General features: G+C 65.5%; 24 protein-coding genes. 6 read left to right on the forward strand and 18 right to left on the reverse strand.

Features of this window, described 5'->3' with window-relative positions:
* Positions 1 to 29: 29 nt before the first annotated feature.
* Positions 30 to 521, forward strand: a complete 492-nt coding sequence (gene ybaK / locus AC1C2N_RS12420) for a Cys-tRNA(Pro) deacylase (protein ID WP_483404405.1) — start codon at positions 30 to 32, stop codon at positions 519 to 521.
* On the opposite strand, the gene glgP is transcribed toward ybaK, so the two are convergent.
* Positions 518 to 3,088 (reverse strand): alpha-glucan family phosphorylase, encoded by a 2,571-nt coding sequence (gene glgP / locus AC1C2N_RS12425; RefSeq protein ID WP_483404406.1) that lies wholly within the window; start codon positions 3,086 to 3,088, stop codon positions 518 to 520. The two genes, ybaK and glgP, sit on opposite strands and share 4 nt — an antisense overlap.
* Positions 3,089 to 3,200: 112 nt before the next feature.
* Here glgP and AC1C2N_RS12430 point away from each other — a divergent pair, with 112 nt between their 5' ends.
* On the forward strand, positions 3,201 to 5,267 hold the full coding sequence (locus AC1C2N_RS12430; protein WP_483404407.1) for an alpha-1,4-glucan--maltose-1-phosphate maltosyltransferase: 2,067 nt from the start codon (positions 3,201 to 3,203) through the stop codon (positions 5,265 to 5,267).
* A 371-nt stretch (positions 5,268 to 5,638) separates the two neighbouring features.
* Positions 5,639 to 7,825 carry a 1,4-alpha-glucan branching protein GlgB gene (gene glgB / locus AC1C2N_RS12435; protein ID WP_483404969.1) on the forward strand — a complete coding sequence of 729 codons (2,187 nt, stop codon included), beginning with the start codon at positions 5,639 to 5,641 and terminating at the stop codon, positions 7,823 to 7,825.
* A 325-nt stretch (positions 7,826 to 8,150) separates the two neighbouring features.
* On the opposite strand, the gene AC1C2N_RS12440 is transcribed toward glgB, so the two are convergent.
* Positions 8,151 to 9,134: a tetratricopeptide repeat protein gene (locus tag AC1C2N_RS12440; RefSeq protein WP_495434149.1), complete on the reverse strand. Its 984-nt coding sequence runs from the start codon at positions 9,132 to 9,134 to the stop codon at positions 8,151 to 8,153.
* Positions 9,131 to 10,963 carry a DUF8094 domain-containing protein gene (locus AC1C2N_RS12445; protein ID WP_495434150.1) on the reverse strand — a complete coding sequence of 611 codons (1,833 nt, stop codon included), beginning with the start codon at positions 10,961 to 10,963 and terminating at the stop codon, positions 9,131 to 9,133. The genes AC1C2N_RS12440 and AC1C2N_RS12445 overlap by 4 nt, the downstream gene beginning before the upstream one ends.
* Before the next feature lie 192 nt (positions 10,964 to 11,155).
* Between AC1C2N_RS12445 and AC1C2N_RS12450 the strand changes: the two genes are divergently transcribed.
* Positions 11,156 to 12,202 carry an AI-2E family transporter gene (locus tag AC1C2N_RS12450; protein WP_483404410.1) on the forward strand — a complete coding sequence of 349 codons (1,047 nt, stop codon included), beginning with the start codon at positions 11,156 to 11,158 and terminating at the stop codon, positions 12,200 to 12,202.
* 395 nt (positions 12,203 to 12,597) lie between these two features.
* Here the strand turns inward: AC1C2N_RS12450 and AC1C2N_RS12455 are convergent, their stop codons facing one another.
* The 9 genes from AC1C2N_RS12455 to rpsB form a co-directional block, all read right to left on the reverse strand.
* Positions 12,598 to 13,317 carry an alpha/beta hydrolase gene (locus AC1C2N_RS12455; protein WP_495434228.1) on the reverse strand — a complete coding sequence of 240 codons (720 nt, stop codon included), beginning with the start codon at positions 13,315 to 13,317 and terminating at the stop codon, positions 12,598 to 12,600.
* 18 nt (positions 13,318 to 13,335) lie between these two features.
* The gene (locus AC1C2N_RS12460; RefSeq protein ID WP_495434151.1) at positions 13,336 to 13,635 is read right to left on the reverse strand and encodes an Rv1322 family protein; all 300 of its coding nucleotides are present in this window, start codon (positions 13,633 to 13,635) and stop codon (positions 13,336 to 13,338) included.
* 45 nt (positions 13,636 to 13,680) lie between these two features.
* A complete protein-coding gene (locus AC1C2N_RS12465; protein WP_483404413.1) occupies positions 13,681 to 14,376 on the reverse strand; it encodes an aggregation-promoting factor C-terminal-like domain-containing protein in 696 nt (231 codons plus the stop codon).
* A gap of 52 nt (positions 14,377 to 14,428) precedes the next feature.
* Complete coding sequence (locus tag AC1C2N_RS12470) at positions 14,429 to 14,980, reverse strand: DivIVA domain-containing protein (RefSeq protein WP_483404414.1); 552 nt, start codon at positions 14,978 to 14,980, stop codon at positions 14,429 to 14,431.
* Between the two features lie 47 nt (positions 14,981 to 15,027).
* Positions 15,028 to 15,978: a phosphatidate cytidylyltransferase gene (locus AC1C2N_RS12475; protein ID WP_483404415.1), complete on the reverse strand. Its 951-nt coding sequence runs from the start codon at positions 15,976 to 15,978 to the stop codon at positions 15,028 to 15,030.
* A gap of 83 nt (positions 15,979 to 16,061) precedes the next feature.
* Positions 16,062 to 16,616, reverse strand: a complete 555-nt coding sequence (gene frr / locus AC1C2N_RS12480) for a ribosome recycling factor (protein ID WP_483404416.1) — start codon at positions 16,614 to 16,616, stop codon at positions 16,062 to 16,064.
* A gap of 76 nt (positions 16,617 to 16,692) precedes the next feature.
* The gene (gene pyrH / locus AC1C2N_RS12485) at positions 16,693 to 17,409 is read right to left on the reverse strand and encodes a UMP kinase (protein ID WP_483404417.1); all 717 of its coding nucleotides are present in this window, start codon (positions 17,407 to 17,409) and stop codon (positions 16,693 to 16,695) included.
* A gap of 112 nt (positions 17,410 to 17,521) precedes the next feature.
* Complete coding sequence (tsf, locus tag AC1C2N_RS12490; RefSeq protein ID WP_483404418.1) at positions 17,522 to 18,349, reverse strand: translation elongation factor Ts; 828 nt, start codon at positions 18,347 to 18,349, stop codon at positions 17,522 to 17,524.
* A 24-nt stretch (positions 18,350 to 18,373) separates the two neighbouring features.
* On the reverse strand, positions 18,374 to 19,351 hold the full coding sequence (gene rpsB / locus AC1C2N_RS12495; protein ID WP_483404419.1) for a 30S ribosomal protein S2: 978 nt from the start codon (positions 19,349 to 19,351) through the stop codon (positions 18,374 to 18,376).
* A 304-nt stretch (positions 19,352 to 19,655) separates the two neighbouring features.
* On the opposite strand from rpsB, the gene AC1C2N_RS12500 reads away from it, so the two are divergent.
* Positions 19,656 to 20,210 (forward strand): murein hydrolase activator EnvC family protein, encoded by a 555-nt coding sequence (locus AC1C2N_RS12500; protein WP_495434152.1) that lies wholly within the window; start codon positions 19,656 to 19,658, stop codon positions 20,208 to 20,210.
* Between the two features lie 7 nt (positions 20,211 to 20,217).
* On the opposite strand, the gene AC1C2N_RS12505 is transcribed toward AC1C2N_RS12500, so the two are convergent.
* The 3 genes from AC1C2N_RS12505 to AC1C2N_RS12515 all read right to left on the reverse strand — a co-directional run bounded on the left by AC1C2N_RS12505 (position 20,218) and on the right by AC1C2N_RS12515 (position 22,241).
* Positions 20,218 to 21,129, reverse strand: coding sequence for a tyrosine recombinase XerC (locus AC1C2N_RS12505; protein WP_483404421.1), 912 nt, complete (start codon positions 21,127 to 21,129; stop codon positions 20,218 to 20,220).
* A gap of 92 nt (positions 21,130 to 21,221) precedes the next feature.
* Complete coding sequence (locus tag AC1C2N_RS12510) at positions 21,222 to 21,581, reverse strand: DoxX family protein (RefSeq protein WP_495434153.1); 360 nt, start codon at positions 21,579 to 21,581, stop codon at positions 21,222 to 21,224.
* Between the two features lie 93 nt (positions 21,582 to 21,674).
* A complete protein-coding gene (locus tag AC1C2N_RS12515; RefSeq protein ID WP_495434154.1) occupies positions 21,675 to 22,241 on the reverse strand; it encodes a TetR family transcriptional regulator in 567 nt (188 codons plus the stop codon).
* Between the two features lie 55 nt (positions 22,242 to 22,296).
* Between AC1C2N_RS12515 and AC1C2N_RS12520 the strand changes: the two genes are divergently transcribed.
* Entirely contained in the window at positions 22,297 to 22,545 is a 249-nt protein-coding gene (locus AC1C2N_RS12520) for a hypothetical protein (protein ID WP_495434155.1), read from the forward strand.
* Between the two features lie 23 nt (positions 22,546 to 22,568).
* On the opposite strand, the gene dprA is transcribed toward AC1C2N_RS12520, so the two are convergent.
* From dprA to AC1C2N_RS12535, 3 genes are read right to left on the reverse strand one after another with little or no spacing between them, the layout of a single operon-like run.
* On the reverse strand, positions 22,569 to 23,864 hold the full coding sequence (gene dprA / locus AC1C2N_RS12525) for a DNA-processing protein DprA (RefSeq protein ID WP_495434156.1): 1,296 nt from the start codon (positions 23,862 to 23,864) through the stop codon (positions 22,569 to 22,571).
* Between the two features lies 1 nt (position 23,865).
* Positions 23,866 to 25,395, reverse strand: coding sequence for a YifB family Mg chelatase-like AAA ATPase (locus tag AC1C2N_RS12530; protein WP_495434157.1), 1,530 nt, complete (start codon positions 25,393 to 25,395; stop codon positions 23,866 to 23,868).
* Complete coding sequence (locus AC1C2N_RS12535) at positions 25,392 to 25,763, reverse strand: YraN family protein (RefSeq protein WP_483404427.1); 372 nt, start codon at positions 25,761 to 25,763, stop codon at positions 25,392 to 25,394. The genes AC1C2N_RS12530 and AC1C2N_RS12535 overlap by 4 nt, the downstream gene beginning before the upstream one ends.
* Positions 25,764 to 25,801: the final 38 nt, after the last annotated feature.

Below are 25,801 nucleotides of genomic sequence, written 5' to 3' on the forward strand. Positions count from 1 at the left end.
ACCCGGAGATGCTGACGCAAGGAGACACCGTGGCCCGCAAGGAGAAATCGGCACAGACGCCCGCGACCGCGACGCTCCTGGCCAGAGGCATCCCTTTCACGCCTCATCCGTACGCTCATGACCCCGCAGCCACCGGGTACGGCCTCGAAGCGGCCACCGCGCTCGGGGTTCCGCCGACGCGGGTTTTCAAGACGCTCCTCGCCGACGTCGACGGTTCTCTCGTCGTCGCCGTCGTTCCCGTCGCTGCCCAGCTCGACCTCAAAGCACTCGCCGCGGCGGTCGGGGGCAAGAAAGCCGTGATGGCGGATCCCCGCCTCGCCGAACGCAAGACCGGTTACGTCGTCGGCGGAATCAGTCCGATCGGCCAGAAGTCGCGACTCGTCACGGTGATCGACTCCGCGGCCGCCACCCACGAGACGGTTTTCGTCTCGGGTGGCAGGCGAGGCTTCGACATCGAGCTCACCCCGGGCGACCTCGTCGCGGTCACCGACGGTGAGCTCCGGGCGATCGCCAGGAGCTAGCTGGCGGTACTGATCAAGCCGAGTTCTGCGGGGCTGGCGAGCAGCTCGTTCTTCGGCACGATCCGGACACTGTACCCAAACCCGCCTGGCCGCCTGAGCCGCACCGAGCCCGTGAAGAGGCTGGTGCCGTCCGACTGGTCAGCGGGCCTGTCCGGGTCGATCTCGATCTCCAGGTCGCGCGTGCGGGTGTCGTGGAGCTCGTCGTCCCCCGTTTTGCTCTGCCCGTAGACGACCTGCACGGCGACGTCATCCGGTGAGAGCGTGCCGAGGCGAACCGTCGCACGAAGCCGCAGCTCGTCGCCCACCTGGGGTGTCGCGTCGAGCCCACCGGATTCCACGTGAACGATGGCGACGTCGGGCCACGCCGCTCGAACGCGTCGTTTCCACTCGGCCAGCGCACGAGCGGCACGATAGCCGTCGTGGCGAAGAACGGCCTGGCTTGAATACGCGGGAACGTAGAGCTCGGTCACGTACTGTCGCACCATCCGGTCCGCGGTGAGTTGCGGAGACAGGGTGGCGAGGGTGTGCCTGACATGCCCGAGCCACCGCTCGGGGTCTCCCGACTCGTTCCTCTCGTAGAACAGCGGGGCGATCTGGTGCTCGATCAATTCGTACATGGCGTTTGCCTCGAGCCGGTCCCGCTCGACCGGATCCGTTGTGGCGGCGGAAGGAATCGCCCAGCCGTTCTCCCCGTCGAAGAACTCATCCCACCAGCCGTCGAGGATCGACAGGTTGAGCGTTCCGTTGAGCGCCGCCTTCATCCCGCTCGTCCCGCATGCTTCGAAGGGCCGAAGCGGATTGTTGAGCCAGATGTCCGTGCCTGGATAGAGCTTTTGCGCCATCGAGATGTCGTAGTCGGGCAGGAATACTATGCGCTGGCGAACCTCGGGGTCGCTCGCAAATTCGACCACCTTCTGGATCAGCCGTTTTCCCTCTTCGTCTGCCGGGTGAGACTTGCCGGCGATGACGATCTGAACCGGGCGGTCGGGGTCGGTGAGGAGCCGCTTCAGCCTGTCGGTGTCGTGGAGCATGAGGGTGAGCCGCTTATAGGTCGGAACGCGCCGCGCAAAACCGATAGTGAGGACATCGGGGTTGAGGATCGTTGAGAGCCAGTTCGGTGCGAGCCCTCCCGGGTTCTGCTCGTTCCACGCCCTGATCACCCGGCGTCGGGCGTCGGCGACGAGTTCCGCTCTCATGACGTTGCGGGTTTCCCACAGGGCCGCGGTCGACAGCTGGGGACTGGTCCAGTCGGCGTGCGCGGTTTCCGGGTTACCCCAGGTGGCCTCGGCGAGCGCCGTGAGCTCGGGTGACGTCCAGCTGGGGGCGTGGACACCGTTGGTGATCGACGTGATCGGGACATCCTCCGGGTCGAATCCGGGCCAGAGCGACGAGAACATGCCGCGGCTCACCTTGCCGTGCAGCTTCGACACCCCGTTGGCGCGCTGCCCGAGTCGAAGACCCATGACGGCCATGTTGAACGCGCCGCCGGGAGCTCCGGTTTCGCTTCCGAGCGCGAGGATGTCGTCGACCGATACGCCGGGGAGAAGATCGGCGTCGAAGTAGCGCCTCACCAGGTCGGCCGAGAACCTGTCGATGCCGGCAGGGACAGGGGTGTGAGTGGTGAAGACGGTTCCGGCCCGAACGCTCTGGAGGGCTTCGTCGAAGCTGAGCCCGCCACGGATCAGGTCGCCGATCCGCTCGAGCCCGAGGAAACCGGCGTGCCCCTCGTTGCTGTGGAAGACATCGGGCTGCCCGACTCCGGTCTGCTCTGTCCAGGCTCGAATAGCGCGCACCCCGCCGATACCCAGGAGGAGCTCCTGCTGCAGCCTGTGCTCTTCTGAACCGCCGTACAGGCGGTCGGTCACCCGGCTGAGGTCGTCGGTGTTCTCGGGAATGTCGGTGTCGAGCAGCAGCAGTGTCACCCGGCCAACCGCAGCGACCCAGACCCGAGCGCTCAGGACGCGATCGTCGGGGAGGCTCAGGGTGATCACGACGGGGCTCGAGTCTGGCTGGCGCAGCACCCGGAGCGGGAGTCCGTCCGGATCGAGAACCGGATACGTCTCCTGCTGCCAGCCGTCGGGCGACAGCGACTGGCTGAAGTAACCGGCGCGGTAAAAGAGTCCGACGGCGACGAGCGGGACGCCGAGGTCGGAGGCGCTCTTGAGGTGGTCACCCGCGAGGATGCCGAGTCCGCCCGAGTACTGCGGCAGTGCGGCGGCGATGCCGTACTCCGGTGAGAAGTATGCGATCAGCCCGGGCTTCTCTCCCTCGATGCCCTGGTACCAGCGCGGCTCGTGCAGGTACCGATCGAGGTCATCCCTGAGCGTGTTTGCCCGGTGCACGAACGCATCGTCGGCGGCGAGTGCGTCGATTCGCTCCTGCCCGATCTCGCCGAACAGGCTCATCGGATCGTGCTGGTAGTCCCGCCACGCGCCGGGTGAAATTTCAGAGAACAGCTGTTGCGTCGGCAGATGCCACGCCCAGCGGAGATTCCCTACGAGCGCCTCGAGTGCGGCGAGCCGCTCAGGGAGTGCGGGGCGTACAGTAAATCGTCGAATGGCCTTCACGCGTTTCAGCCTAGGTGAGCGAGCACTTCGGGCGTTAGCAGTGGGCCGTATTAGCTTGTGACGGTTTGGTCAAGGCTCCTCGTCGATCGTGTATTCGCGGTACGGTCGGGGGGTGGCGAAGAAAGCATCCAGCGCGGCGGCGGCGACAGCCCCGACTGCAGCAAACATTAAATCCATAGCTCCCGTGTCCCGAATCGGTCGCATCCCCGTTCTCGGCATCTCACCCGTCGTCTCCTGTGGCCGGTGGCCCGCACGAGGCTTCGTCGGCGAGGTCATCCCGTTCCAGGCAACGGCATTCCGCGAGGGTCACGACAGCATCGGGGTTGAGCTGTTGCTCACCGATCCTTCCGGGCGCACGACACGGCATCCGATGCAGCTCGTAACCGTCGGACTCGACGACTACTCCGCACTCGCGCAGGTCACCTCGCAGGGAACGTGGACGTTCCGTGTGCGTGCATACGCCGATGAGTGGGCAACATGGCAGCACAACGCTGAGATCAAGATTCCCGCAGGCATCGACGTCGAGCTCATGTACACCATGGGTGCCGAGCTCCTCGTCGGCGCCGCAAAGGACAAAAACCGCCCGGTACGTGAGCGCGATGCACTCGCCACAGCGGCTGAGCTCCTGCTCGACACCTCGATCGATGACGCCGCGCGGTTCGCCGTGCTCTCCGACCCCGAGATCGAGCGCATCGTCAGCGTTCGCCCGATCAGCGGCATCGCGAGCGAATCAGAGACCGCCGAGATCCGGGTGGAACGCGCCAGGGCCGGACTCGGCGCCTGGTACGAGTTCTTCCCCCGTTCGGAAGGCGCGAAGCAGCGCGCGGACGGCTCATGGCAGTCGGGCACGTTCCGGACCGCCGCGAAACGCCTCGGACCCGTCGCAGACATGGGCTTCGACGTCGTATACCTGCCCCCGATCCACCCCATCGGCACGTCATTCCGCAAGGGCCCCAACAACTCCCTCACCCCCGGTGAGCACGACCCGGGTTCGCCATGGGCCATCGGATCGCCCGCGGGCGGACACGACGCCATCCACCCCGACCTCGGCACCGTCGACGACTTCACCTGGTTCATCAAGCAGGCAGCGCGGCACAAGCTCGAGATCGCTATTGACCTCGCCCTCCAGGCCTCGCCCGACCACCCCTGGGTGACCACTCACCCCGAGTGGTTCACGACCCTGCCGGACGGCTCCATCGCGTACGCGGAGAACCCGCCGAAGAAGTACCAGGACATCTACCCGGTCAACTTCGACAACGACCCCGAGGGCATCCGCGCCGAAGTCCTCCGTATCGTCCGTTACTGGATTTCGCTCGGCGTGAAGATCTTCCGCGTCGACAACCCCCACACCAAGCCCGTCGAGTTCTGGGAGTGGCTGATCGGGACCGTGAACGCCGAGAGCCCGGATGTCGTCTTCCTCGCGGAGGCCTTCACCCGCCCGGCGATGATGCAGGCTCTTGCCCGCGTCGGGTTCCAGCAGAGCTACACCTACTTCACCTGGCGCAACACGAAGGAAGAGCTCGAGGAATTCTTCACGAGCATTTCCAGCGAGACCGCCGATTTCCTCCGCCCCAACCTCTTCGTGAACACGCCCGACATCCTCACCGAGTACCTCCAGTTCGGCGGACCGGCCGCGTTCACCATCCGTGCCGCCCTCGCGGCGACCGCCGCTCCGACCTGGGGCGTCTACTCCGGATTCGAGCTGTTCGAGAACGTCGCCCGTCCCGGCTCAGAGGAGAACATCGACAACGAGAAGTACGAGTACAAGCCTCGTGACTTCGCCGCTGCCGACGCGGCCGGAAAGTCGCTCTCGGTCTACATCGGGATGCTGAACAAGATCCGCCGGGCGCACCCTGCGCTGCAGCAGCTGCGGAACCTCACCCTGCACGCGAGCAACGACGACTCCATCCTCGTGTACAGCAAGCACCTCGACGGTGCATTCACACCGACCGGTGCCCCTGACACGATCCTCGTCGTTGCCAACGTCGATCCGCACTCGGTGCGGGAGACCATGGTTCACCTCGACACGACGGCATTCGGCATCGCGCCGGGAACGCCGTACCGTGTCACGGACCTCATCACGGGCAACGCCTGGGAGTGGGGAACCGACAACTTCGTCCGGCTCGATGCCTTTGTCGAACCGGTACACATCTTCCACGTTGAGGAGCTCAACAAGTGACAGACCCAAACACGCCGACACCGAAGACGCCGGTACCCCCGGCAACACCCAGGACACCGGTAACGCCAGCAGCGCCGGTCACGCCCGCAGCACCGGTAACGCCCGAGCGTTCGGCGTCGCCGGTCACGCCCGTCACCCCCGCGCGTCCGGCGACGGCGACCCCCGCCACCCCGGAACCCGCGCCCCTGGAGGCTGCTCCCCGCGAGCCCGCGACCCAGGAACCCGCGACCCAGGAGCCGGCGATCCAGAAGCCGCTGACCCAGGAGCCCGCGGACGCGGACACCCCGACGGATGCCACCCCGAAGACGGATGCCGTTTCCGGCACTGTCACTCCCCCGGCCGCTGATGTCGTGCCGCCCAGGGCGGATGCCGTGACACCGGCTGCCACGCCGGTTCCGGTCCCCGAGACCGCTGTCCTCGAGGCTGTCGCCGCCGGTGCGTACCCCGACCCGCACGCGGTCCTCGGACAGCACACGTTCGGAGCCGAGTCGGTCATCCGCGTGCTCCGACCGTTCGCTTCGTCGGTCACCGCCATCCTCTCCGCCGGAGAAGAGGTGCAGCTCGAGCACCTCCACGGCGGCATCTGGTCAGGTACTCACGCTCACGGTTTCGTCGACTACCGCGTGCGCGCAACGTACGAGGACGGCGAACCCTGGACGTCAGACGACCCGTATCGTTTCCCGCCGACGATCGGTGAACTCGACCTTCACCTCATCGGTGAGGGCAGGCACGAGGAGCTGTGGCACGCGCTCGGCGCCCGCCTCACGACCCATTCCGCCTACGGCGACCCCGTCGAGGGAACAGCGTTCACCGTGTGGGCACCGCACGCTCGTGCGGTCCGTGTGATCGGCGAGTTCAACGGCTGGCACGGCCTGTCCCATGCCATGCGGACCATGGGGCCGACCGGCGTCTGGGAGCTTTTCGTTCCAGATGTGGCCGCCGGCGCGAAGTACAAGTTCGAGATCCTGACCGCGAATGGCGAGTGGGTGCAGCGCGCCGACCCGATGGCCAGGTTCACGGAGATCCCGCCGCTCACGGCATCCGTCGTCGGTGAATCCACGCACACCTGGAACGACTCAGCGTGGCTCGAGCGTCGCGCGGGCACCAACCCGCAGGACGGGCCGATGAGCATCTACGAGATGCACCTCGGATCGTGGCGCCCTGGCCTCGGCTACCGCGAGGTTGCCGAGCCGCTGATCGAGTACATCCGCGCGCTCGGCTACACGCACGTGGAGTTCATGCCGCTCGCTGAGCACCCGTACGGCGGCTCGTGGGGCTACCAGATCAGCGGGTACTACGCGCCGACGAGCCGCTTCGGCCACCCCGACGACCTCAAGTACCTGATCGACCAGCTGCACCAGGCCGGCATCGGCGTGCTCATGGACTGGGTTCCAGGGCACTTCGCCACCGACGAGTGGGCGCTCGGCCGTTTCGACGGCCAGGCCCTTTACGAGCACTCAGACCCGCGCCTCGGCGAGCACAAGGACTGGGGCACGTACATCTTCAACTTCGGCGACAGCCAGGTGCGCAACTTCCTTGTTGCCAACGCGCTGTACTGGCTGGAGGAGTTCCACGTCGACGGTCTTCGCGTCGACGCGGTTGCATCGATGCTCTACCTCGACTACTCGAGGGAAGAGGGCCAGTGGGTGCCCAATGAGCACGGCGGCCGGGAGAACCTCCACGCCATCAGCCTGCTCCAGGAGGCGAACGCGACAGCGTACAAGCGCAACCCAGGCATCGTGATGATCGCCGAGGAGTCGACGAGCTGGCCCGGAGTTACCAGGCCGACGTCGTCTGGCGGACTGGGCTTCGGCATCAAGTGGAACATGGGCTGGATGAACGACACCCTCCAGTACATGAAGGAAGACCCGATGTATCGCCAGTACCACCATGGCGAACTGACCTTCACCTTCGTCTACGCGTTCAGCGAGAACTTCCTCCTGCCGATCAGCCACGACGAGGTCGTGCACGGCAAGGGATCACTCCTGACACGGATGCCGGGAGACCACTGGCAGAAACTGGCCAACGTTCGCGTGTTCCTCGCCTTCATGTGGGCGCACCCCGGCAAGCAGCTGCTGTTCATGGGCCAGGAGTTCGGTCAGCCGTCCGAATGGTCTGAGGCACGCGGTCTCGACTGGTGGATCCTGGACCAGCCAGCCCACCAGGGCCTGTTCAACCTCGTCGGACAGCTCAACGCCGTCTACAAGGAGAACCCGGCCCTCTGGGCGCGCGACAGCGACCCGGAAGGGTTCGAGCTCATCGACGGGGGCGACGCCGAGCACAGCGTGCTGTCGTTCCTCCGCCGCGATCACGATGGCAACGCCATTGCCGTGCTGCTGAACTTCTCCGGCGCACCTGTCGGCCCGTACCGGGTCGGTCTGCCAGAAGCCGGCGAGTGGGAAGAACTGCTCAACACGGATGCCACAGTCTTCGGTGGCTCTGGAGTCGGCAACATGGGTTCCGTCACGGCCACGGACACACCGTGGGCCGGGCGTCCCGCCTCCGCCGAGGTGACACTGCCCCCGCTCGGGAGCATCTGGCTGCGTCTTCGCCGCTAGGCCGCTCAGCACCCCTGCATCGCGCCTCGCGCTGGTCCCCGTGACCGGCGCGGGGCGCGTTCTCGTTGGGCCCGGCGTGCCACGCGGTCGTCGGGCCCGCCGTACCGCGAGAGCATCACTTCCGGTCGAAAGCACCACTTCCGCGGGATGTTCTCGACCGGAACTGATGCGCTCGCGCTGAGGTAGAACGTCTCGTCCGCCGGCCCGTGCGCTGCCCCGCGTGGTGTGCCAGCCGCCGCCCCCACGTGAAAACACCCGCTCCGGTCGAGAACACCCGTTATATCGGGTGTTTTCGACGGGAACGGGTGTTCTCGGTGAAGCTGGCTCAGTAGAGCAGGTTTGTCAGGCGCGCCCGCGCCCGTCCGACCCGGGGGTCCGTGACGCCGACGACCTCGAACAGGTCGAGCAACCGCGTACGAATGACCGTGCGATCCTCGGGTCCCGCTGCCTCGAAGAGGGTGAGGAGCCGGTCGAAGGCATCCTCGACGTGGCCTCCGGAGAGGTCAAGGTCGGCCACATCGAGCTGCGCGTCGAGGTCGTTGGGTTTCGCGGCGGCCGCGGAGCGGATCGACTCGATGGTCTTGCCGTTGAGCCGGTGGAGCAGGCTGACCTGAGCCAGTCCTGCCACCGCCATCTTGTCGAGGGGGTTCTGGGCGATCGCCTTCGAGTATGCGGCCATTGCGCGCGGGTAGTCCCCCGCCTCGATGGCGTCGTACGCTTCGGCGTGCAGAGGGGGAAGCGGCGGCTCAACGGGTTCGGCCTCTTCAACCGGTTCGCCGGCAGCAACAGCGACGGCGTTGACGCCCGTCTGTTCTGCCGCCTGGAGCACCTGCTCGAAGATGGCGCGGACCTGCTGTTCGGGAATGGCCCCGGTGAAGAGCTGCAACGGGCGGCCACCGATGAGGGCGACAACGGCCGGGATCGACTGCGCCTGGAACGCCTGCGCCAGCTGCGGGTTCGCGTCAACGTCAACCTTGACGAGAAGGAGTCGTCCTCCGTACTCGGCGGTGAGCTTCTCCAGCACCGGCGATAGCTGTTTGCACGGCCCGCACCATTCGGCCCACAGGTCGACGATCACGGGAACCTGCTGCGAGATCTCGAGGAACTGGGCGAAGTTCTCGTCGGTACCGTCGAGCACAAGAGCGGGTACGTTCACGCCGCCCCCGTCACCCTGTGCCGCGCCGGGGGCACCTGGTGCTGCTGGCGCCGCGGCTCCTGGTGCCGGACGGTTCACGAGGCTCGACAGGTCGACCGCGCCGCGGAGTGCTGCACTGTTGAGGGGCGACGGCCCTGGCTGGACGCCGCTCACGGCAGCTGCACCGCGGCGGTCAGGCTCTGGCTGAAGCCGAGCAACCTGATCTGATCGGTGCTCCCGGCCGGGGGCACGTAGAACAAAAGCTGATCACCGTAGGTCGATTGCACGCCCTTCTCCGTTTCTGTGATTCCACTCAGCGCCGATACCGCGCCGGTCGTTTTAATCTTGGCACCGACCTCGAGCGGTTTGACAATCTCGTTCTCGGCAATGTCGACGGAGACGAGAGCTCCCGAGTCGTTGGTCGCGAGCGCAACGGCTGGGGCATTGCCCGCAGCGACGGAGAACTCGATGGATGCCGTCGTCGGGAGAGCGGACTTCTTGGCCTCACGGTCAGCGGCAATCACTCCCCTGAGTGTGTCCGCGTCACCGCTGAACAGGGGCGCAAACTCGCTGTTGTCTCCATTGGTGATGATGTCGGCGTACGCCGCGGCCAGCTCGTTTGGCGGCAGGAGGAGGAAGGCGGAGTCTGGCGGCAGCTGGGCAGCGCCGATCGTCGCGGGTGCCACCTCTGGGATCTGTGCCTGCGGCTCGAGGCGGACGGCGTATTCGACGTGGTAGTTCTCGCGCGGGCTCGCCTGCACGAGAACGACCGCGGTCGGAGCCGCCGTCGGGTTCGCTTCGTCCTGAACCACGGTCATGACCGTGCGTGGCCAGGTATCCGTTGCCTGCGGCAGGGTGAGTCCGCCCGGCGAAGAGGGAATCGACGGTGCCGGTGCATACTCGGGGATCTTGGCACGAATCAGGTAGTTCGCTTTGCGTTCGTCGAGCGCCGGCCCCACGAATCGGGTGGCAGCGAGGTCCGCGTTGAGCGCCTCATCTGCCTCGGACGCGACGGTCGAGATACGGGCTGTGATGCGCTCAAGCTGGGGCGTCGTCACGGCGGGGGCCGGCTGGTCGTCAGCCTCGAGCTCGAGTTCGCCCTCCGTCGGTGTGGCCGACGGCGTCTCGTCGCTGGAGAAATCCGGCCAGTACCCGGCGGAGCAACCGCTGAGCGCGAGGGAGGAGACGAGCGCGACAGGAATGAGCGCGATCATTGTCCTCTTCGGCGCGCGCTGTCGGCGGGGGACGCTTCCGTGCCTCTTGTCTGACTTGTAGCGCGAAGGCTTCGGCACCTTGGGCATTTTCTCCATTCCGGGTCCGGCCGTGATGCCCTTTCGGCGAGGCCCACGGCTCTTCCGCATCTGGTGGATACCGAGCAGGTACAGAACGAGACCGGCGATCAGGAGGAGGATGCCGCCGGCAATGAGGGGGCCGGCCCACGGGGTCGCGTTATCCAGCGGCCAGGAAATACCGACATTCGACGGCGCAGGGTCTGTTCCGTTCGAGGCGATCAGCACGCTGATGTCTTCCGGAACGTTGATGGTCGTGACGACAGCACCCTCTTCCGAATGCTCAGCCAGCCAGAGATCGGAGCCACGCGGATCGTCGAGTGCCATCTGCGCGGTGACCTGCTCGGGGGTGAGCTCACCGGCTTCGTCCTGTGGCGTGTCAGCGGGCTCCGGCTCGACAACCGCGTCGACGAGCTCACCGCTCTCTTCGTCAAGTGTGAGTTCGTTGTACGAGGCGTCTCCGAGCCAGGCGAGTACGTCGGCGGTCCTGCCGTACGACACAAAAACAGTGTCGCTGCCGGAGACCGTCAGCGACTGCTGGCCTTCCTCGGAAACGAGGACTTCTCCGTCAATCACGGTGTAGGGAAGGTCGCTGTCGACACTGGTCTCGATGCCGTAGGTTGACGGGCCGAGGAACACGGTGCGCTGGGCAATGCCGAGCACAATCATTGTCGCGGCAACCACGAACGCCAGAATAGCGAGTACGAATCGCACTAAATCTCCTTCTCTGCTGCTACCGCACGGGCATTTTCGCTCGAATTATGGTCATCATCGGGCCGGAAGCAACAGGCACAGACGTTTCAGACTAGCCGAGATCCCTGAGAGGGACCTAGCAGCGCCGTGGGCATCGCACACGTCGGTGCCCGACCACTACGATGATGAAATGTTCACCGCGATGGTACCCACGTGAAGATTCAGAACCCGTTCCGGTTCGGCCTTATCGGCACCCTCGGCGTCGGTCTCGGTGTACTCATCATCCTCTCGATCGTCACGCTGCAGACGATTCTCACGTACATCGGTGCAGCGATTTTCATCGCACTCGGACTCGATCCGATCATCACCTGGCTGGAGAAGAAGAGGGTCCCCCGCTGGAGTGCGCTGATCGTCGTCATTGTCGGTTTGCTCGCGCTCTTCGCCGGCCTGGTGTGGATGGTCGTCCCCATCATCGTCGATCAGATCTCGGAGCTCATCAGGATCATTCCTGACCTGCAGACGCAGTTCCAGGAGTATCCGCTCGTCGACAACCTCTCCGAGCAGTTCCCGTTCATTGACTTCCAGAAGATCATCACGGACGCCGGTGGTTTCCTGACCGAGAACATCACCAACATCGGCAGTGGCGCCATTAAGTTCGCCGTCGCCATCGGGAGCGGGCTCTTCGGGGCCCTCATCATCCTCATCCTGACGATTTACTTCACGGCATCCCTCCCGGCAATCAAGCGGGGCCTCTACCAGCTGGTTCCGGCGACCAAGCGTGAGCGTTTCGCCGACCTCGCCGAGCAGATCACCGACTCGGTGGGACGCTACGTTATCGGGCAGGTGGGAATCGCCGCGTGCAGCGGCATCCTGACGTTCATCTTCCTGTCGATTATCAAGGGGCCATTCCCGCCGGTGCTCGCGTGCGTCGCATTCTTCTTCTCGATGATCCCGCTTGTTGGTACCCTGACCGGCTCGATCATCATCACGCTCGTCTGCCTGATCCCGGGTCTCGGTTCACCGCTCACCGCGCTCGTTGCCGCCATCTACTACCTCATCTATATGCAGGTCGAGGCGTACATCCTCAGCCCGAACATCATGAGGCGTGCCGTCAGCGTGCCAGGCGCCGTCGTCGTGATCGCCGCACTCGCCGGCGGATCGCTGCTCGGACTTCTCGGCGCCCTCATCGCCATCCCGACGGCGGCATCGATACTGCTCATCATCAAACAGGTGGTCATCCCCCGGCAGAACGAGCTGTGACCCAGCACCCGGCGTCCGGGCGACGGCCCGGCGGCACGGTGCGGCAGGGCGCCGACCACCGGCATCCGTCGCACCGCTCAACGCCGTGGGCCCTCCCTGTCGTTTCGGTCCCGTGGGTCCTCCCTGTCGTTTCGGGAGGCAAATGCGGCTGTCGACGCTCGAGAGATGGCCGGACCCGACGATTCTCCGCCCGAAACCACACGGCGCGACACTGACCCGGCTGCCGAAACCGGGACGCAGCGGCCGTGGCCCACGAACTGTGCCGACCGCCGGCATCCGTCGCACCGCTCAATGCCCTGGGTCCTCCCTGTCGTTTCGGGAGGCAAATGCGGCTGTCGACGCTCGAGAGTCGGCCGGACCCGACGATTCTCCGCCCGAAACGCTCCGGTGCGCGGTCAGGCGTCGTCGACGTCCCACTCGTCCGGCAGCGGGAGCGCTGCCGGGTTCACCGCGGCGACGATCTCGGTAAGCACGCGGCGGGTTTGTGTTTCGCCCACCCAGAGGTGTTTCCCGCCGTCGACGGCGACCAGCTTGGCGTCAGGCAGGGTCGAAAACCGCGCCCGTGCCTCGTCGGGGCGGAGATAGTCATCAAATTCAGGGATGACGGCGATCAGGGTGCGGGGATCGTCTCGCCAGGCGTCAAGCTCCGCCTGCGTGGCCCGGTGAAGCGGCGGCGACAACAGAATGACGCCTTCGACCGGATGGTCCCTGCCGTACTTGATGATGATCTCGGTTCCGAATGACCAGCCAACGAGCCACGGCCGCGGCAGTGACCTCGCGGTGACGAAGTCCATCGCCGCCTTGAGGTCCAGCTCTTCGGCGACGCCGTCGCCGAATTCGCCATCACTCGTCCCCCGGTCGGAGCTGGTGCCCCGCGTGTTGAATCGGAGCACAGCGAGGTCAGCCATGGCGGGAAGTCGAGCCGCAGCCTTGCGCAGGATGTGGGAGTCCATGAAGCCGCCGGCGGTCGGCAGCGGGTGCAGCGTGACGAGCGTCGCGACCGGGGGCCGGTCGACGGGGACAGCGAGTTCACCGACGAGCGTGAGCCCATCATCGGTCGTGAGCGTGATCTCTTCGCGCACAGCGGGCAAGAGCGTGCCGCCGCGCACCTCAATTCGGGTCATGGGTTCCGTTCAGCCGATTCGCCAGCAGTGATTGTGCCAGTGCCGCCGCGCCGCGAGGTCAGCCTCGTCCCCCATGACGCCGTCAGCGCGCCAAATGACGAGGTGCGGCACCGATGTCGCGATGCCGAGACCGCAACCCGGGCAGATGTACTCCTTGACAGCGCGCTCAGCGCTGACGGGCTGGACAAAGAACTCGCGCCCCCGCCGGGATTCCGTTCTTTTCCACCCGGAAAGCAGGTGTTCAAGGGAACCGCCGTCACCCGTGGGCGCACCGCCAGGCCGTCGCTTCGGACGGTTGCTTCGTGGCATGGGTTCAGCCTAGACACTGCGCCCGCCGATCGGCGGGCGTTGCGGCTAGTACCAGCCCTTGGCCTGCGAGTGACCCCACGCACCGCACGGGGTGCCATAGCGGCCAGTGATGTATCCGAGGCCCCAGGTGATCTGGGTCGCCGGGTTCGTTCTCCAGTCGCTGCCAGCGCTGGCCATCTTGCTTCCCGGCAGGGCCTGGGGGATGCCATACGCACCGCTGGACTTGTTCTCTGCGTTCACACGCCAGCCCGACTCTTTCTTCCACAGGGCAACGAGGCAGGAGAACTGATCTTCGCCCCAACCGCGGGCAAGCACCATGTCGTGGGCGATGGCCTGCGCCGATCCGGGGTCAGCGTTGACCTTCGGAAGCGCTGCAGGCGGCGTCTTGCCCGGCGTTGTGGCCTTCGCGTCCGGCTCGGCCTCGGGTTCTTCGACAACGACCGGCTCAGGGATGGGCGCAGCGACGAACTGGTAACCGTCGCGCGTGAAGGTGGTCTCGTACGCGCCAGCGACTGCGAGGGTCTGAGTGCTCTCACCGTCATACCGGTCAGCGACCTGGAAGTATGGCGACGCCGTTGCTCCTGAGTAAGGGTCAACCACGTTGACAGCCACAACCGAAACCGCGGCGACAAAGGAGAAGAAGAACAGCGTGAACGGGCTGCGGGACCGGGGTCTCTCGAACGCCCGCCCGACTCGGGGAGCAGGTACAGAGGACTCGAGTTTCACAGGATGTTTAGCCACGATTTTTCGATTTTAGCCCAGAACACCGCTCACCGCGAGTTTGAATCCCGATTCACCGAACAGCGAGCATCACATCGACCACGCTGTCGAGCAGCAGATCGACCTGCGCTTCGCGGTATCCGCCCCGCTGCGCTCGGAACACGGCGGTCCTCACGGCGTCGGTGTTGAACGGCACACCGCGCTCGAAGTACTCGGTCAACGCGTCGCACAGAGCGTCGACATCGTCGACGTTGTAGCCCTGGGCGAGGGCGCTCGTGCGCTGGAACCGATGTCCCGGCTCACGCGTGATGCGGTTGAGGATCACCTGCGCCGTCTCTCGCGCTGCGCTGAGCCACGCGCCCTTCCCTTCGGTGGCCAGGGCGCGCTCCCTCTCGCGGAGCGCAAAAGCGTCCTCGAGCCTCTCGAGCGCCGCGTCGACGTGACTCGTGGAGTAACCGCCCCGCACCAGGGAGAAAGACGTATGCCTGATGTCGGCGGCGGTCAGCGCCCCGCCGTCCTGCTCATCGGCGTCATAAGCCTCTCTGGCCTTCGCAAGAAATGCATCGACCTGGGAAGGCTTATAGCCCTTTGTGCGCTTGGCAGCCTGAGGAAAAGTCGTGCTCACCCGTTCATCCTCTCAGCACCGGTGCCCGCATGCATAACCTGTGAGCACTATGCCGTAATACCGGTCACGCTGAAGAGCGTGTACATCAGAAGCGCGAGCGGTGCTGACGGAAGCATGGAGTCGATCCGGTCGAGGAATCCTCCGTGCCCTGGCAACCAGGAACTGATGTCCTTGATGCCGATGTCCCGCTTGATCAGCGACTCGGTCAGGTCACCGAGCGTCGCGGTGCCGAGAAGGGCAAGCCCGAAGATCACACCGACCCACCAGGGGACGTGCAGCATGAAGATAGCGAGCAGGGTGCCGACGACCACGGCGGCGACGCCTGCACCGGCAAACCCTTCCCAGGTTTTCTTCGGGCTGATCTTCGGCGCCATCGGGTGCTTACCAAACGAGAGCCCGCTTGCGTACGCACCGATGTCGACCGAGATCACGAGGATCAGGAACGCGAGCGTCCACCACTGCCCCTCGGGCTGGGCGACGAGGACGACCGCGAAGCTCGCGAGGAAGGGAACGTAGAGCTGAACGAGAATCCCGGTGACGAGGTCGCGCAGAACGCTGCCAGGCGCTCGTTTGTCCTTCTCGAAGAGCAGCGCGATCAACCGCCACACGACGATGAAGAGCACTGCGGCCGCGAGGCTTATCCAGCGCCACGCGGGCTCTGCGAGGAAGCTCACTGCAACGACTCCGAGGCCGGAGAGCACCGCCGGGATAATGTCGATGCGTCTGCCGCTCTCGCTGAGCGCACGCACGAGCTCGAAGGTGGTGAACGCAACGACGATCCCGCAGAACACCACGAAGATGGCCTTCACGAAGATCAGGCTCGCGATCATGACCAGGCCGAGTGCGAGGCCGAAGACCGTCGCCAGGAGCAGGTTGCGCCCGGCGCGAGCCTCTATCCGCTCGTTGACCTGGTCAATTTGCGCACGAGTCGACCGCACCTGGCGCTCGAGCTCGGCCCGCCGTGCCCTCAGCTGTGCCTGAAGGTCGTCGCGCGACATACGCTTCGACCGAGGGGCCCGTCCCCTTGGTCCGTCACCGGGTTCGGTCATGCCGTCACCGTCGTTCCAGAAGCCACGGGCGCCTAAATCTCAAGCAGTTCGGTCTCTTTGCGCTTCAGAGCGTCGTCGATGGCGTCGATATGGGTCTTCGTGACCTGCTCGAGTTCCTTTTCGGCCCTCGCTACGTCGTCATCCCCGACCTCGCTCTTCAGCGCGTCGAGGTCATCCTTGCCTTTACGGCGGATGTTGCGGACAGCAATTTTCGCGTCCTCGCCCTTGGTACGCACGATCTTGACGTACTCCTTGCGGCGCTCCTGAGTGAGTTCAGGGAGCGTGACCCGGACGATGGTGCCGTCATTGGTGGGGTTGGCACCGAGGTTCGGTACGTCGCGGATGGCCTGCTCGATGTCCTTGAGCGCCGTCTTGTCGTACGGGCTGACGATGATCGTGCGCGCCTCGGCGTTGTTGAGCGACGCAAGCTGGTCGAGAGGAGTCGGGGTGCCGTAGTAGTTCACGAGGATCTTCTGGAACATCTGGGGGTTTGCGCGCCCCGTTCGTACGGTAGCGAAGTCCTCCTTCGCGACCTCGACCGCTTTTCCCATTCGGGTTGTTACGTCAGAGAGAACTTCGGCAATCACGTGCGACTCCTTCTTGTTGCGTGTAGTCGTCCTCCATTCTAGGCGGAGGACTCGAGGTCGGCCGGAGACCGGCGGGTCAGTTGGAGACGAGCGTTCCGATGCCGTCACCGAGGATGGCCTTGGTGACATTGCCCTCTGGCGCCATGCCGAACACCTGCATGGGCATCGCGTTGTCCATGCAGAGACTGAACGCGGTGGAGTCAACGACCTTGAGCCCCTTCTGCAGGGCCTCCTGGTACGTGATGTGATCGATGCGGGTCGCACTGAGGTCGACCTTCGGGTCCGCCGTGTAGACGCCGTCAACGCCGTTCTTCGCGAGAAGGACGATGTCTGCGCCGATCTCGAGCGCGCGCTGGGCGGCGACGGTGTCGGTCGAGAAGTACGGCAAGCCGGCGCCGGCGCCGAAGATCACGACCCGGCCCTTCTCGAGGTGACGTTCCGCCCGGCGCGGAATGTAGGGTTCAGCCACCTGCGTCATGGAGATCGCGGACTGAACCCGGGTTTCGGCACCGGCCTGCTCGAGGAAATCCTGGAGGGCGAGGGCGTTCATGACGGTGCCAAGCATCCCCATGTAGTCAGCTCGGCCGCGATCCATGCCGCGCTGGGACAGCTCTGCCCCGCGGAAGAAGTTCCCTCCACCGACGACGATCGCGATCTCGACGGTCTTTGCCGCTTCCGCTATCTCGCGGGCGATGTTCGAAACGACGTCGGGGTTGACGCCGAGGGAGCCTGCCCCAAACGACTCTCCGGAGAGTTTGAGCAGTACCCTGCGCTTCTTCGTGGCTGCAGACATCCGTTGTACGCCTTTCCTTGAACTTCAGAGATGGGGAGTTGGTGTGAGCGAGTGGCCGCACACAAAAAAGGAGTCCGGATCACGACTGTGATCCGGACTCCTCATGATGTGCTTACGCGCCGACCTTGAAGCGGGCGAAGCCCGTCACTGTCAGGTTCGCATCGGCAAGAACCTTCTTGACCTGAATCTTGCTGTCGCGTGCGTAGTCCTGTTCGAGCAGGGCAACCTGCTTGAAGAAGGCGGTCAGGCGACCCTCGACGATCTTGGGAAGTGCCGCTTCCGGCTTTCCTTCGTTCTTCGAGATCTCGGTGACGATCTCGCGCTCCTTGTCCACAGTCTCAGCCGGAACTTCTTCGCGGGTGAGGTACTGCGGGTCGAACATGGCGATGTGCTGGGCGACCGCGCGGGCGGTTTCAGCGTCATCACCGGTGTAGCTGACGACAACACCGATCTGCGGCGGCAGGTCCTTGCTGGTCTTGTGCAGGTAAACAGCGAACTGCTCACCCGTTACCAGCGCGACACGGCGCAGCTCGACCTTTTCGCCGAGGATGGCGGCCTGGTCGTTGATCAGGTCGGCGACCGTCTGGTCACCGGCCGGTGCGGCGAGTGCTTCCTCGAGCGAGGATGCACCGGATGCCGCGACAGCTTCCAGGACCTTGTCGGCGAGAGCGACGAACTTGTCGTTCTTCGCAACGAAGTCGGTCTCGCAGGCGAGCTCGATCATCGTTGCCGTCGTGCCGTTTTCCTTGACAGCAACGAGACCCTCGCTCGTGGAGCGGTCGGCGCGCTTGGCGTTACCCTTTGCTCCCTTGAGACGCAGGATTTCGGTGGCCTTCTCCATGTCACCGTCGGCCTCGACGAGCGCGTTCTTGGTGTCGACCATTCCGGTCCCAAGCTGCTCGCGAAGAGCCTTGATGTCAGCAAGAGCGATGTTTGCCATATTCGTGAACTCCTCGTTTACGGGTTAGTTGTTGTCGGCGACCGGCTGCTTTTCAGCCTCGGTCGCTTCCGCCTCGAGGCGCTCTTCAGTCTTCTCGTCGCTTTCGGGGGCAACGACCTCGACCGGAGCGTCTTCCGGGATTGCTGCGTTCTTCTCGGCTACTTCAGCGTCAGCGTCGTTCTGCTCGACCGGCGCTTCGGTTGCGGCGTCGTCTGCTGCGGGCGCGTCAGCTGCAGCAGCGTCAGCTCCGAGGAGTTCTGCTTCCCATGCGGCCAGCGGCTCGACGGGGGCATCGCCCTCGACCGGCTTCTGGTGACGCTGGATGAGGCCTTCAGCGGCTGCGTCAGCGATGATGCGGGTGAGCAGGCCGACCGAACGGATCGCGTCGTCGTTACCCGGGATCGGGTAGGTGACTTCGTCGGGGTCGCAGTTCGTGTCGAGGATACCGATCACGGGGATACCGAGCTTCTTGGCCTCGTCAATGGCGAGGTGCTCTTTCTTGGTGTCGACAACCCACAGAGCCGACGGCGTCTTGGTGAGGTTGCGGATTCCACCGAGCGACTTGTGAAGCTTGTCGAGCTCGCGCTTCTTGATGAGCATTTCCTTCTTGGTGAAGCCCGACTTTGCGGTGTCTTCGAAGTCAAGCTCTTCGAGCTCTTTCATGCGAGCGAGACGCTTGGAAACCGTCTGGAAGTTGGTGAGGAGTCCACCGAGCCAGCGCTGGTTGACGTAGGGCTGGCCGACGCGGGTTGCCTGCTCGGCGATCGCTTCCTGTGCCTGCTTCTTGGTACCAACGAAGAGGATGGTTCCACCGTGGGCGACGGTCTCCTTGACGAAGTCGTATGCCTTGTCGATGAATCCAAGCGACTGCTGGAGGTCGATGATGTAGATGCCGGAACGCTCGGTGAAGATGAAGCGCTTCATCTTCGGGTTCCAACGGCGGGTCTGGTGCCCGAAGTGCACGCCGCTGTCGAGCAGCTGGCGAATGGTTACGACGGCCATGAGCCGTTCTCCTATTCTGACGCGCCCGGATGCCGGGCGAGCGTCTGTCGGTTGTCAGTGCGGCCGAGTGGCCGCTCCTCCTGGTGCCCGGCGCACGTCCGCCCTGTCGTATTTCACGAGAGAGACCGATTGGAAGTGGGAGCCGAATGGGCACGCGTAGTCACCCCGACATGCGAGGTGCTCCGAATATCTTAGCAGCACGGGACAGCCGTCGGAGTCCCGAACAGCTGCCTCTGGCCTGCGCGTTCGGCACAGGCACTCGTCCGGCGCTGAGCCGCTGGGCGCTTCGGGCCAGTGTGGGTGGATGACCCTTCGATCGCACGGAGTTTTTTCCGGCGCTCTCGCCGCGAGCTGCGTGGCCGCCACCCTCGCGGTGCCGACCGCGGCTGCGGTTCCGGATGCCGCAGCGCGGGTCGGTCAGGCCACGTCCCCCATCGCCAGAGCAGACGACAGCTGGGTGTGGCCCGTCGCAGGGCCACGGGTGGTTCTCCGGCGGTTCGAGGCACCGGCCACCAGGTACTCGGCCGGTCACCGCGGAGTGGATCTCTCAGCGCCCGCGGGCACGTCGGTCGTGGCACCGGCAGACGGCGCGGTGAGCTTCGCTGGTACGGTCGTCGACCGGCCGGTGCTGTCGATCACTTTTCCCGACGGGCTGGTGTCGAGCATCGAGCCCGTCATCGCCACGGTGGCCGAGGGCGATCAGGTCCTGGCGGGCGCCGTGATCGGCACCGTGACTTCCGGCGGTCACTGTTCGGGATCCTGCGCGCACTTCGGCGTCCGGCTCCACGGCGAGTATGTGAGCCCCCTCGCGTTGCTCGAGTCCCTCCACCGGGCGGTGCTCCTCCCGCTGGAGGGCTGAGATCCACTCAGGCGCGGGGGTGAGCGCCGCGGTAGCTCTCCCTCAGTCGCTCGGTTGAGACGTGGGTGTAGATCTGGGTCGTGCCGAGTGAGGCGTGGCCGAGCATCTCCTGGACCGCGCGAAGATCGGCGCCGCCGTCGAGCAGATGTGTCGCCGCTGTGTGCCGAAGCGCGTGGGGCCCCTGGGCAGAGCCACCCGGAAGCGACGCCAGCAGCCGACTGACCAGGTTGTACACGCTCTTCGGACCCATTCGCGCTCCCTTCACACCGAGGAACACGGCATCCGTTCTCTCTTTCCCGCGCGCCAGCAGGGCGTCGCGACCGAGCCGCAGGTAGTCGACGAGTGCCGAGTGCGCGGGGACACCGAACGGAACGACGCGTTCCTTTGATCCTTTGCCGACCACGCGGAGGGTCAGTCGGTCGAGATCGATGTCATCGACATTCAGGCCGCACAGCTCCGACACCCGGGTCCCGGTTGCGTAGAGCAATTCGATGAGCGCCGCGTTGCGCAGGGCGACCGGATCGCCTTCCGCGGCCAGTTCGGCGAGGGAATCCAGCATGGCGTCCATCTGGGGCCGTTGCACCACGTGCGGCAAGGCCCTGCCTGTCTTCGGCGACCGCAGCCGAACCGCGGTATCGACCGGGACATGTCCGTTGTGCGCGAGCCAGGCGGACCACCCTCTGACGGAAGCGGATCGTCGGGCGAGCGTCGACGGCCCGAGCCCTGACTGGGACGATTTCCAGAGCCAGTCCCTCAGCAGGTCGAGGTCCACATCAGTCACGAGAGCCCTCTCACGTTTCGCCGCGAACGCCGCGAAGTCAGTGAGGTCGGATTCATAGGCCCTGCAGGTCGACTCGGAGTACTGCCGCTCGACCGCTATGTGGTCGATGTATTGAGCGACGGCGGACGGGATCTTCATCCGTCAAGAATTGCGCACCCGCTGCCCTATCCCCCGCAGGCGCACCACGAATCGCTCTCTGCCCGGATTGGGACGCTGGTGAGCGACGAGCTTCACAGCAGAAAACAGAACATCCCTGTCGCCACACAAATGGCCAGCATCCCCGTTGCGTTCAGGAAGAGATTCCTGCCGAAGTCGCGGGCGGCGATGTGCATGGAGATCGCGACGAGAAAATACAGCACCAGCGCCGCGCACGTGATCGCACCGAGGTAAGGAATCCAGATGCCTGCCATAAGACCCACGGCTGCGGCGAATTTGACCGGGGTCATGAGCCGCCAGTACCGCCTCGGGAAATTGACGTCGGTGAAGCACGCTGCCACGAACCCGACAGGCTTGATACAGAGGATGCCGTCGGCCACCTGGATCGCGGCGAGCGCGAGAACGGGCCAGACGGGCGCCTGCAGTGCAGTCATGGTCAACCACCTTTGAACTGATGCCAGAACATACCAAACCGTATGGTTTGGATCAAGGGGTCTGAAGGTGAATCCTTCGGCGGTGAGAGGGGCCTACTCCCCCGGCACTTCGGGAACGAGCGGCAGGATCCGCTCGAACACAGCTTTTAACTCTGCATCTGAGACCGGCGGTGAGGTGACCGCGGCTCCGACGGACAGCAGGTACGGGACCAGGGCGGCGATGCGCGCCTCGGCGTCCGTTCGAACGTACGGTCGCCATACCTGCTCCAGCGCCGCGAGTCGCGCTTCGTCGATCCTCGCCAGGGTGGCACTCGCGTCAGCGTCAGAGAGGGCCCACGCGCGCACCGCGATGTCCAGTTCCGGTCGGTACAGTCCCGCCTCCGGAGCTCCGACGGCGTCGGTAAGGCGCCCCAGGATGTCCCGCGCGGTGGCTGTTTTCGCAGCACTGTTGACCGCCCGTTCGAGCGCCTCGAGCGACAGCTGTTCGACCCGGCCGAGCAGCGCGTGTTTGAAGTCATCTGCGCCGGCGAAGTGATGGTGGAACGACCCCTTCGACAGACCGAGCCTGGCCGCGAGCCTGTCAATCCGGACGCCGTTGAACCCCTCGTCCATCAGGACGCGGACGCCCTCGTTCAGCCAGCGCTCCCGTGCTTCACTCATGGCAGGACCGTACCATCCAGTACGGTTCTACCCGCCGGTCTTTCCGGGGAGCCCCTTGAACGCCCGTCAACCACGCGGGTATCGTTCGTTTCCTGACGAGATACGGATCGAGGTTGTGGCCCTGTCGGTCTGCGCTGCCGTCGGGGATCGGGAGTCCCCGCTCGATCAGGTGAGCGAGTTCGCTAACCGTGCCCCGCGTGGACGCCAGATCGATTACGACGTCGCGCACGTCGACGTTTATCGTCCCGAGATCCGTGCACGGTTGCTCACCGACCGGGTGAGGTTCCTGGAAGAGGTCGTCTGACCCGCTGAACACGTGACTCCGCCTCAGCGCCCCTGAGGCAGGTACACCCAGCCCAGCGGACGCTCTCCCACCACGCCGTCGAGTTCCAGCACGCCGAGTACTGACTGCACCGCATCGACAGGAAGCCCGGCCCGCCGTGCGATGTCGTCGACGTTGCGACCCGATCGGGTGCTCAGCGCATCGAGCACCCGCACCTCATCCGAGCTTCGATCAGTCCCCCGGGAGGGCGTGTCTCCCGGCATGCCAACTCCCAGGTCCACCTCCCCCGCGAGTTCGGCCATCTCGTCGGCGTTCGTCACGCACGTCGCTCCATACTCTCTGATCAGCCGATGGCATCCCGCAGACGCGGCACTCGTCACGGGGCCTGGCACGGCACCGAGCGGCCTGCCGAGCGCCGCAGCGTGGCCCGCTGTGTTGAGTGAGCCAGACCTCCACCCCGCTTCGAGCACGACGGTCGCCGAACTGACCGCAGCTATAAGTCGATTGCGTTGGAGAAAACGCCACTTACTCGGCGGCACTCCGCAGGGCACCTCCGAAGCGACGGCGCCCGTCTCGATAATGCGCCCGATCAGCGCGTCGTGACCGCTCGGATACGGACGGTCGACTCCCCCGGCGAGGAACGCAACCGTCGTGCCCTGCGAGGCGAGCGCTGCGCGGTGTGCCGCTCCGTCGATTCCGTACGCCGCTCCGGACACTATGGTGAAACCGCGATCGACGAGAGCGCTCGCGGCTTCGACCGTCACGTGTTCGCCGTAGCCGGTGGCCGCGCGAGCGCCGACCAGCGCAATCGACGGCGAGGTCGCCGGTAACCGCCGGGGATCCCCTCTCACCCAGAGCGCGAGCGGGGCATGCGGGCCCAGGTCGTTCAGCCCCGCCGGCCACCAGCCGTCGTCAGGGCAAATAAGCGTCGCGCCGTTGTGTGTGGCAAGCCGGATGGATGCCATCGCTGCTGCGGAATCCAGCCGGGGAATCCACCTGGCCCACGCTTTCTGAACGTGCTCGAGCAAGTCGCCGTCACTCGGGTCGCTGTCACCAGGAGCACCGTCGTTACGAGTGCCGCCAAGCGCCGCGCTGATCCGCTGCGGACCCCACCGCTCGATCAGCATGCGCAGTGCCGCGGTCGCACCGACAGCATCGATCAAGGATCCGGCGGTGCCGTCTCCCGGCTCGACGATGCCCGTCCAGACGGCTCGGGCGAATCGCTCCGCCGCCACCTCGGCCGTCGCACCGGATTCGCGGGCAGCGTCGACGACAGCCTGTGGGGTTATGGAGAATATCGCCATGTTCACGTCGTCGGCGTCGAGTTCGAATACCCGCATGTCAGATCCCCTTCCTGAGGAACAGAGCCCGCCCGATGTGCGTCTTCTCCGGCCGTTGGGTCGCGTCCATATCGGCGAGAGTCCACGCGACGCGAAGCACACGGTCGTATCCGCGCATGGTGATGCTGCCGTGTTCGAGCGCGCGATCAATCGGTTCTGTGACGTCACGCGGCAACGCTCGCGGACCTGCACGCAGCCACGGGCCTGGCACCTGCCCGTTCGTGGTCCACGGGGTGCCCGCCAGACGGGCCATGGTGCGCTGCCGGGTCTCCGAGACCACGCGCCGTGCGTCAGCGCTGTGCGTGCCGGCGCTTTCACCCGAGAGCACCATTTCTGCCCGCGAGATCCGCCGCATTCTGAGCTGGATGTCGATCCGGTCCATGAGCGGTCCGGAGAGACGGCCGAGGTAACGACGAATTGCGGACGGCGGGCAGACACACGAATTCTCCCTGCTGCCGTACTGGCCGCACGGGCAGGGGTTCGCAGCGAGGACGAGCTGGAACCTGCCCGGAAAGTGGGCGACGGCGTTGGCACGGTGGATGCTGATGGTTCCGGATTCGAGCGGCTGACGCAGTGCGTCAAGAACGCTCGCCTGGAATTCGGGTGCCTCATCGAGGAAGAGGACACCGTGCGCAGCCCTCGCCGCCGCACCGGGGCGGATGAGCTTGCTCCCCCCGCCGAGGATCGCCGCGGTCGTCGCTGTGTGGTGCGGGCTCTCGAAGGGCGGGCGCGACACGAGCTGCGTGCCTATCGGCTGTCCGGCGAGGGACCTGACCGAGGTCACGTCGAGTGCTTCGGTGACGTCGAGGTCGGGCAGGATACCGGGGAGCCGGGCGGCGAGCATCGTCTTTCCCGCCCCGGGCGGGCCGAGCATCATGAGGTGGTGGCCGCCGGCCGCTGCGACCAGGAGCGCCTGGATCGCGTCTTCCTGGCCGACGATCTCCGAGAGATCCAGATCGACCGGCGCCTCGGCATCCGTCGCTGCGGCGAGTATCGGTGTGACCTCCACCGGCGTCAGGGCGGCGCCATGCCAGATAGCTGCCTCACGGAGCGATGCCACAGGGATGACCGTCACGTCGGGGATAAGGCGGGCCTCGTGCTCGTTTCCCGCCGGAACCATCACCGTTTTTCGGCCCGCGCGCACGGCGGCGAGGACCGCGGGCAGCACCCCGGGGGTGGGCCGCAGCCTCCCGTCGAGACCGAGTTCGCCGATGTGGACAACGCCGTCGATCGATTCATTCGACACGACGCTGTCGGCGGCGAGGCACGAGAGCGCGATGGCGAGGTCGAAGCCTGACCCGTTCTTGGGCAGGCTCGCTGGCGACAGGTTCACGGTTATGCGCTGGCCCGACAGCCGGCACCCGGCATTGGTCGCCGCCTGACGGACCCGGCCCTCCGCCTCACCGAGGGAACGATCGGCGAGGCCGATGATCACGAACTTGGGCAGCTGGGCCGAGATGTCGGCTTCGACTTCGACGAGTGAGCCGTCGAGGCCGAGAAGCGCGACGGCCCAGGTGCGTCCGACCGTCACGCGGACACCCCGCTCAGGTGCTCGATGGTGAATGGGCCATCGTGAGGGATCACGACGGCGATCACATCGATGCGGATGCGCGGCGTCTGCGGATCGTTCTCGGCACACCACGCGGCAGCCAGCCGACGCAGGCGGGCCAGTTTCATTGGCGTGACGGCTTCGAACGGATGCCCGAAAGCGAGCGAGGAGCGCGTCTTCACCTCCACAAATGCAATGACATCACCGCGCGTGGCAACGATGTCGATTTCGCCCTGTCGGCAACGCCAGTTGCGTGCGATTACCCGGTAGCCAAGCCCGGTGAGGTGCTCAGCGGCAAGATCTTCGCCGCGGCGCCCGAGCGCGATCCGATTCGACACGAGTACCTTCATCCCTCGATACTGGCGCGCGGTCGCCTACCCTGCCGCCC

The sequence above is a fragment of the Mycetocola sp. Y791 genome (assembly GCF_059445325.1).

What these genes read in the sequence shown, in the direction of transcription:
- AC1C2N_RS12460 (WP_495434151.1), bottom strand. Translation starts at nt 13,635, where the DNA reads ATGCCACGAAGCAACCGTCCGAAGCGACGGCCTGGCGGTGCGCCCACG.
- AC1C2N_RS12510 (WP_495434153.1), bottom strand. Translation starts at nt 21,581, where the DNA reads ATGACTGCACTGCAGGCGCCCGTCTGGCCCGTTCTCGCGCTCGCCGCG.
- AC1C2N_RS12535 (WP_483404427.1), bottom strand. Translation starts at nt 25,763, where the DNA reads ATGAAGGTACTCGTGTCGAATCGGATCGCGCTCGGGCGCCGCGGCGAA.
- AC1C2N_RS12505 (WP_483404421.1), bottom strand. Translation starts at nt 21,129, where the DNA reads ATGAAGATCCCGTCCGCCGTCGCTCAATACATCGACCACATAGCGGTC.
- AC1C2N_RS12500 (WP_495434152.1), top strand. Translation starts at nt 19,656, where the DNA reads ATGACCCTTCGATCGCACGGAGTTTTTTCCGGCGCTCTCGCCGCGAGC.
- rpsB (WP_483404419.1), bottom strand. Translation starts at nt 19,351, where the DNA reads ATGGCCGTCGTAACCATTCGCCAGCTGCTCGACAGCGGCGTGCACTTC.
- tsf (WP_483404418.1), bottom strand. Translation starts at nt 18,349, where the DNA reads ATGGCAAACATCGCTCTTGCTGACATCAAGGCTCTTCGCGAGCAGCTT.
- AC1C2N_RS12515 (WP_495434154.1), bottom strand. Translation starts at nt 22,241, where the DNA reads ATGAGTGAAGCACGGGAGCGCTGGCTGAACGAGGGCGTCCGCGTCCTG.
- dprA (WP_495434156.1), bottom strand. Translation starts at nt 23,864, where the DNA reads ATGCGGGTATTCGAACTCGACGCCGACGACGTGAACATGGCGATATTC.
- AC1C2N_RS12475 (WP_483404415.1), bottom strand. Translation starts at nt 15,978, where the DNA reads ATGTCGCGCGACGACCTTCAGGCACAGCTGAGGGCACGGCGGGCCGAG.
- pyrH (WP_483404417.1), bottom strand. Translation starts at nt 17,409, where the DNA reads ATGTCTGCAGCCACGAAGAAGCGCAGGGTACTGCTCAAACTCTCCGGA.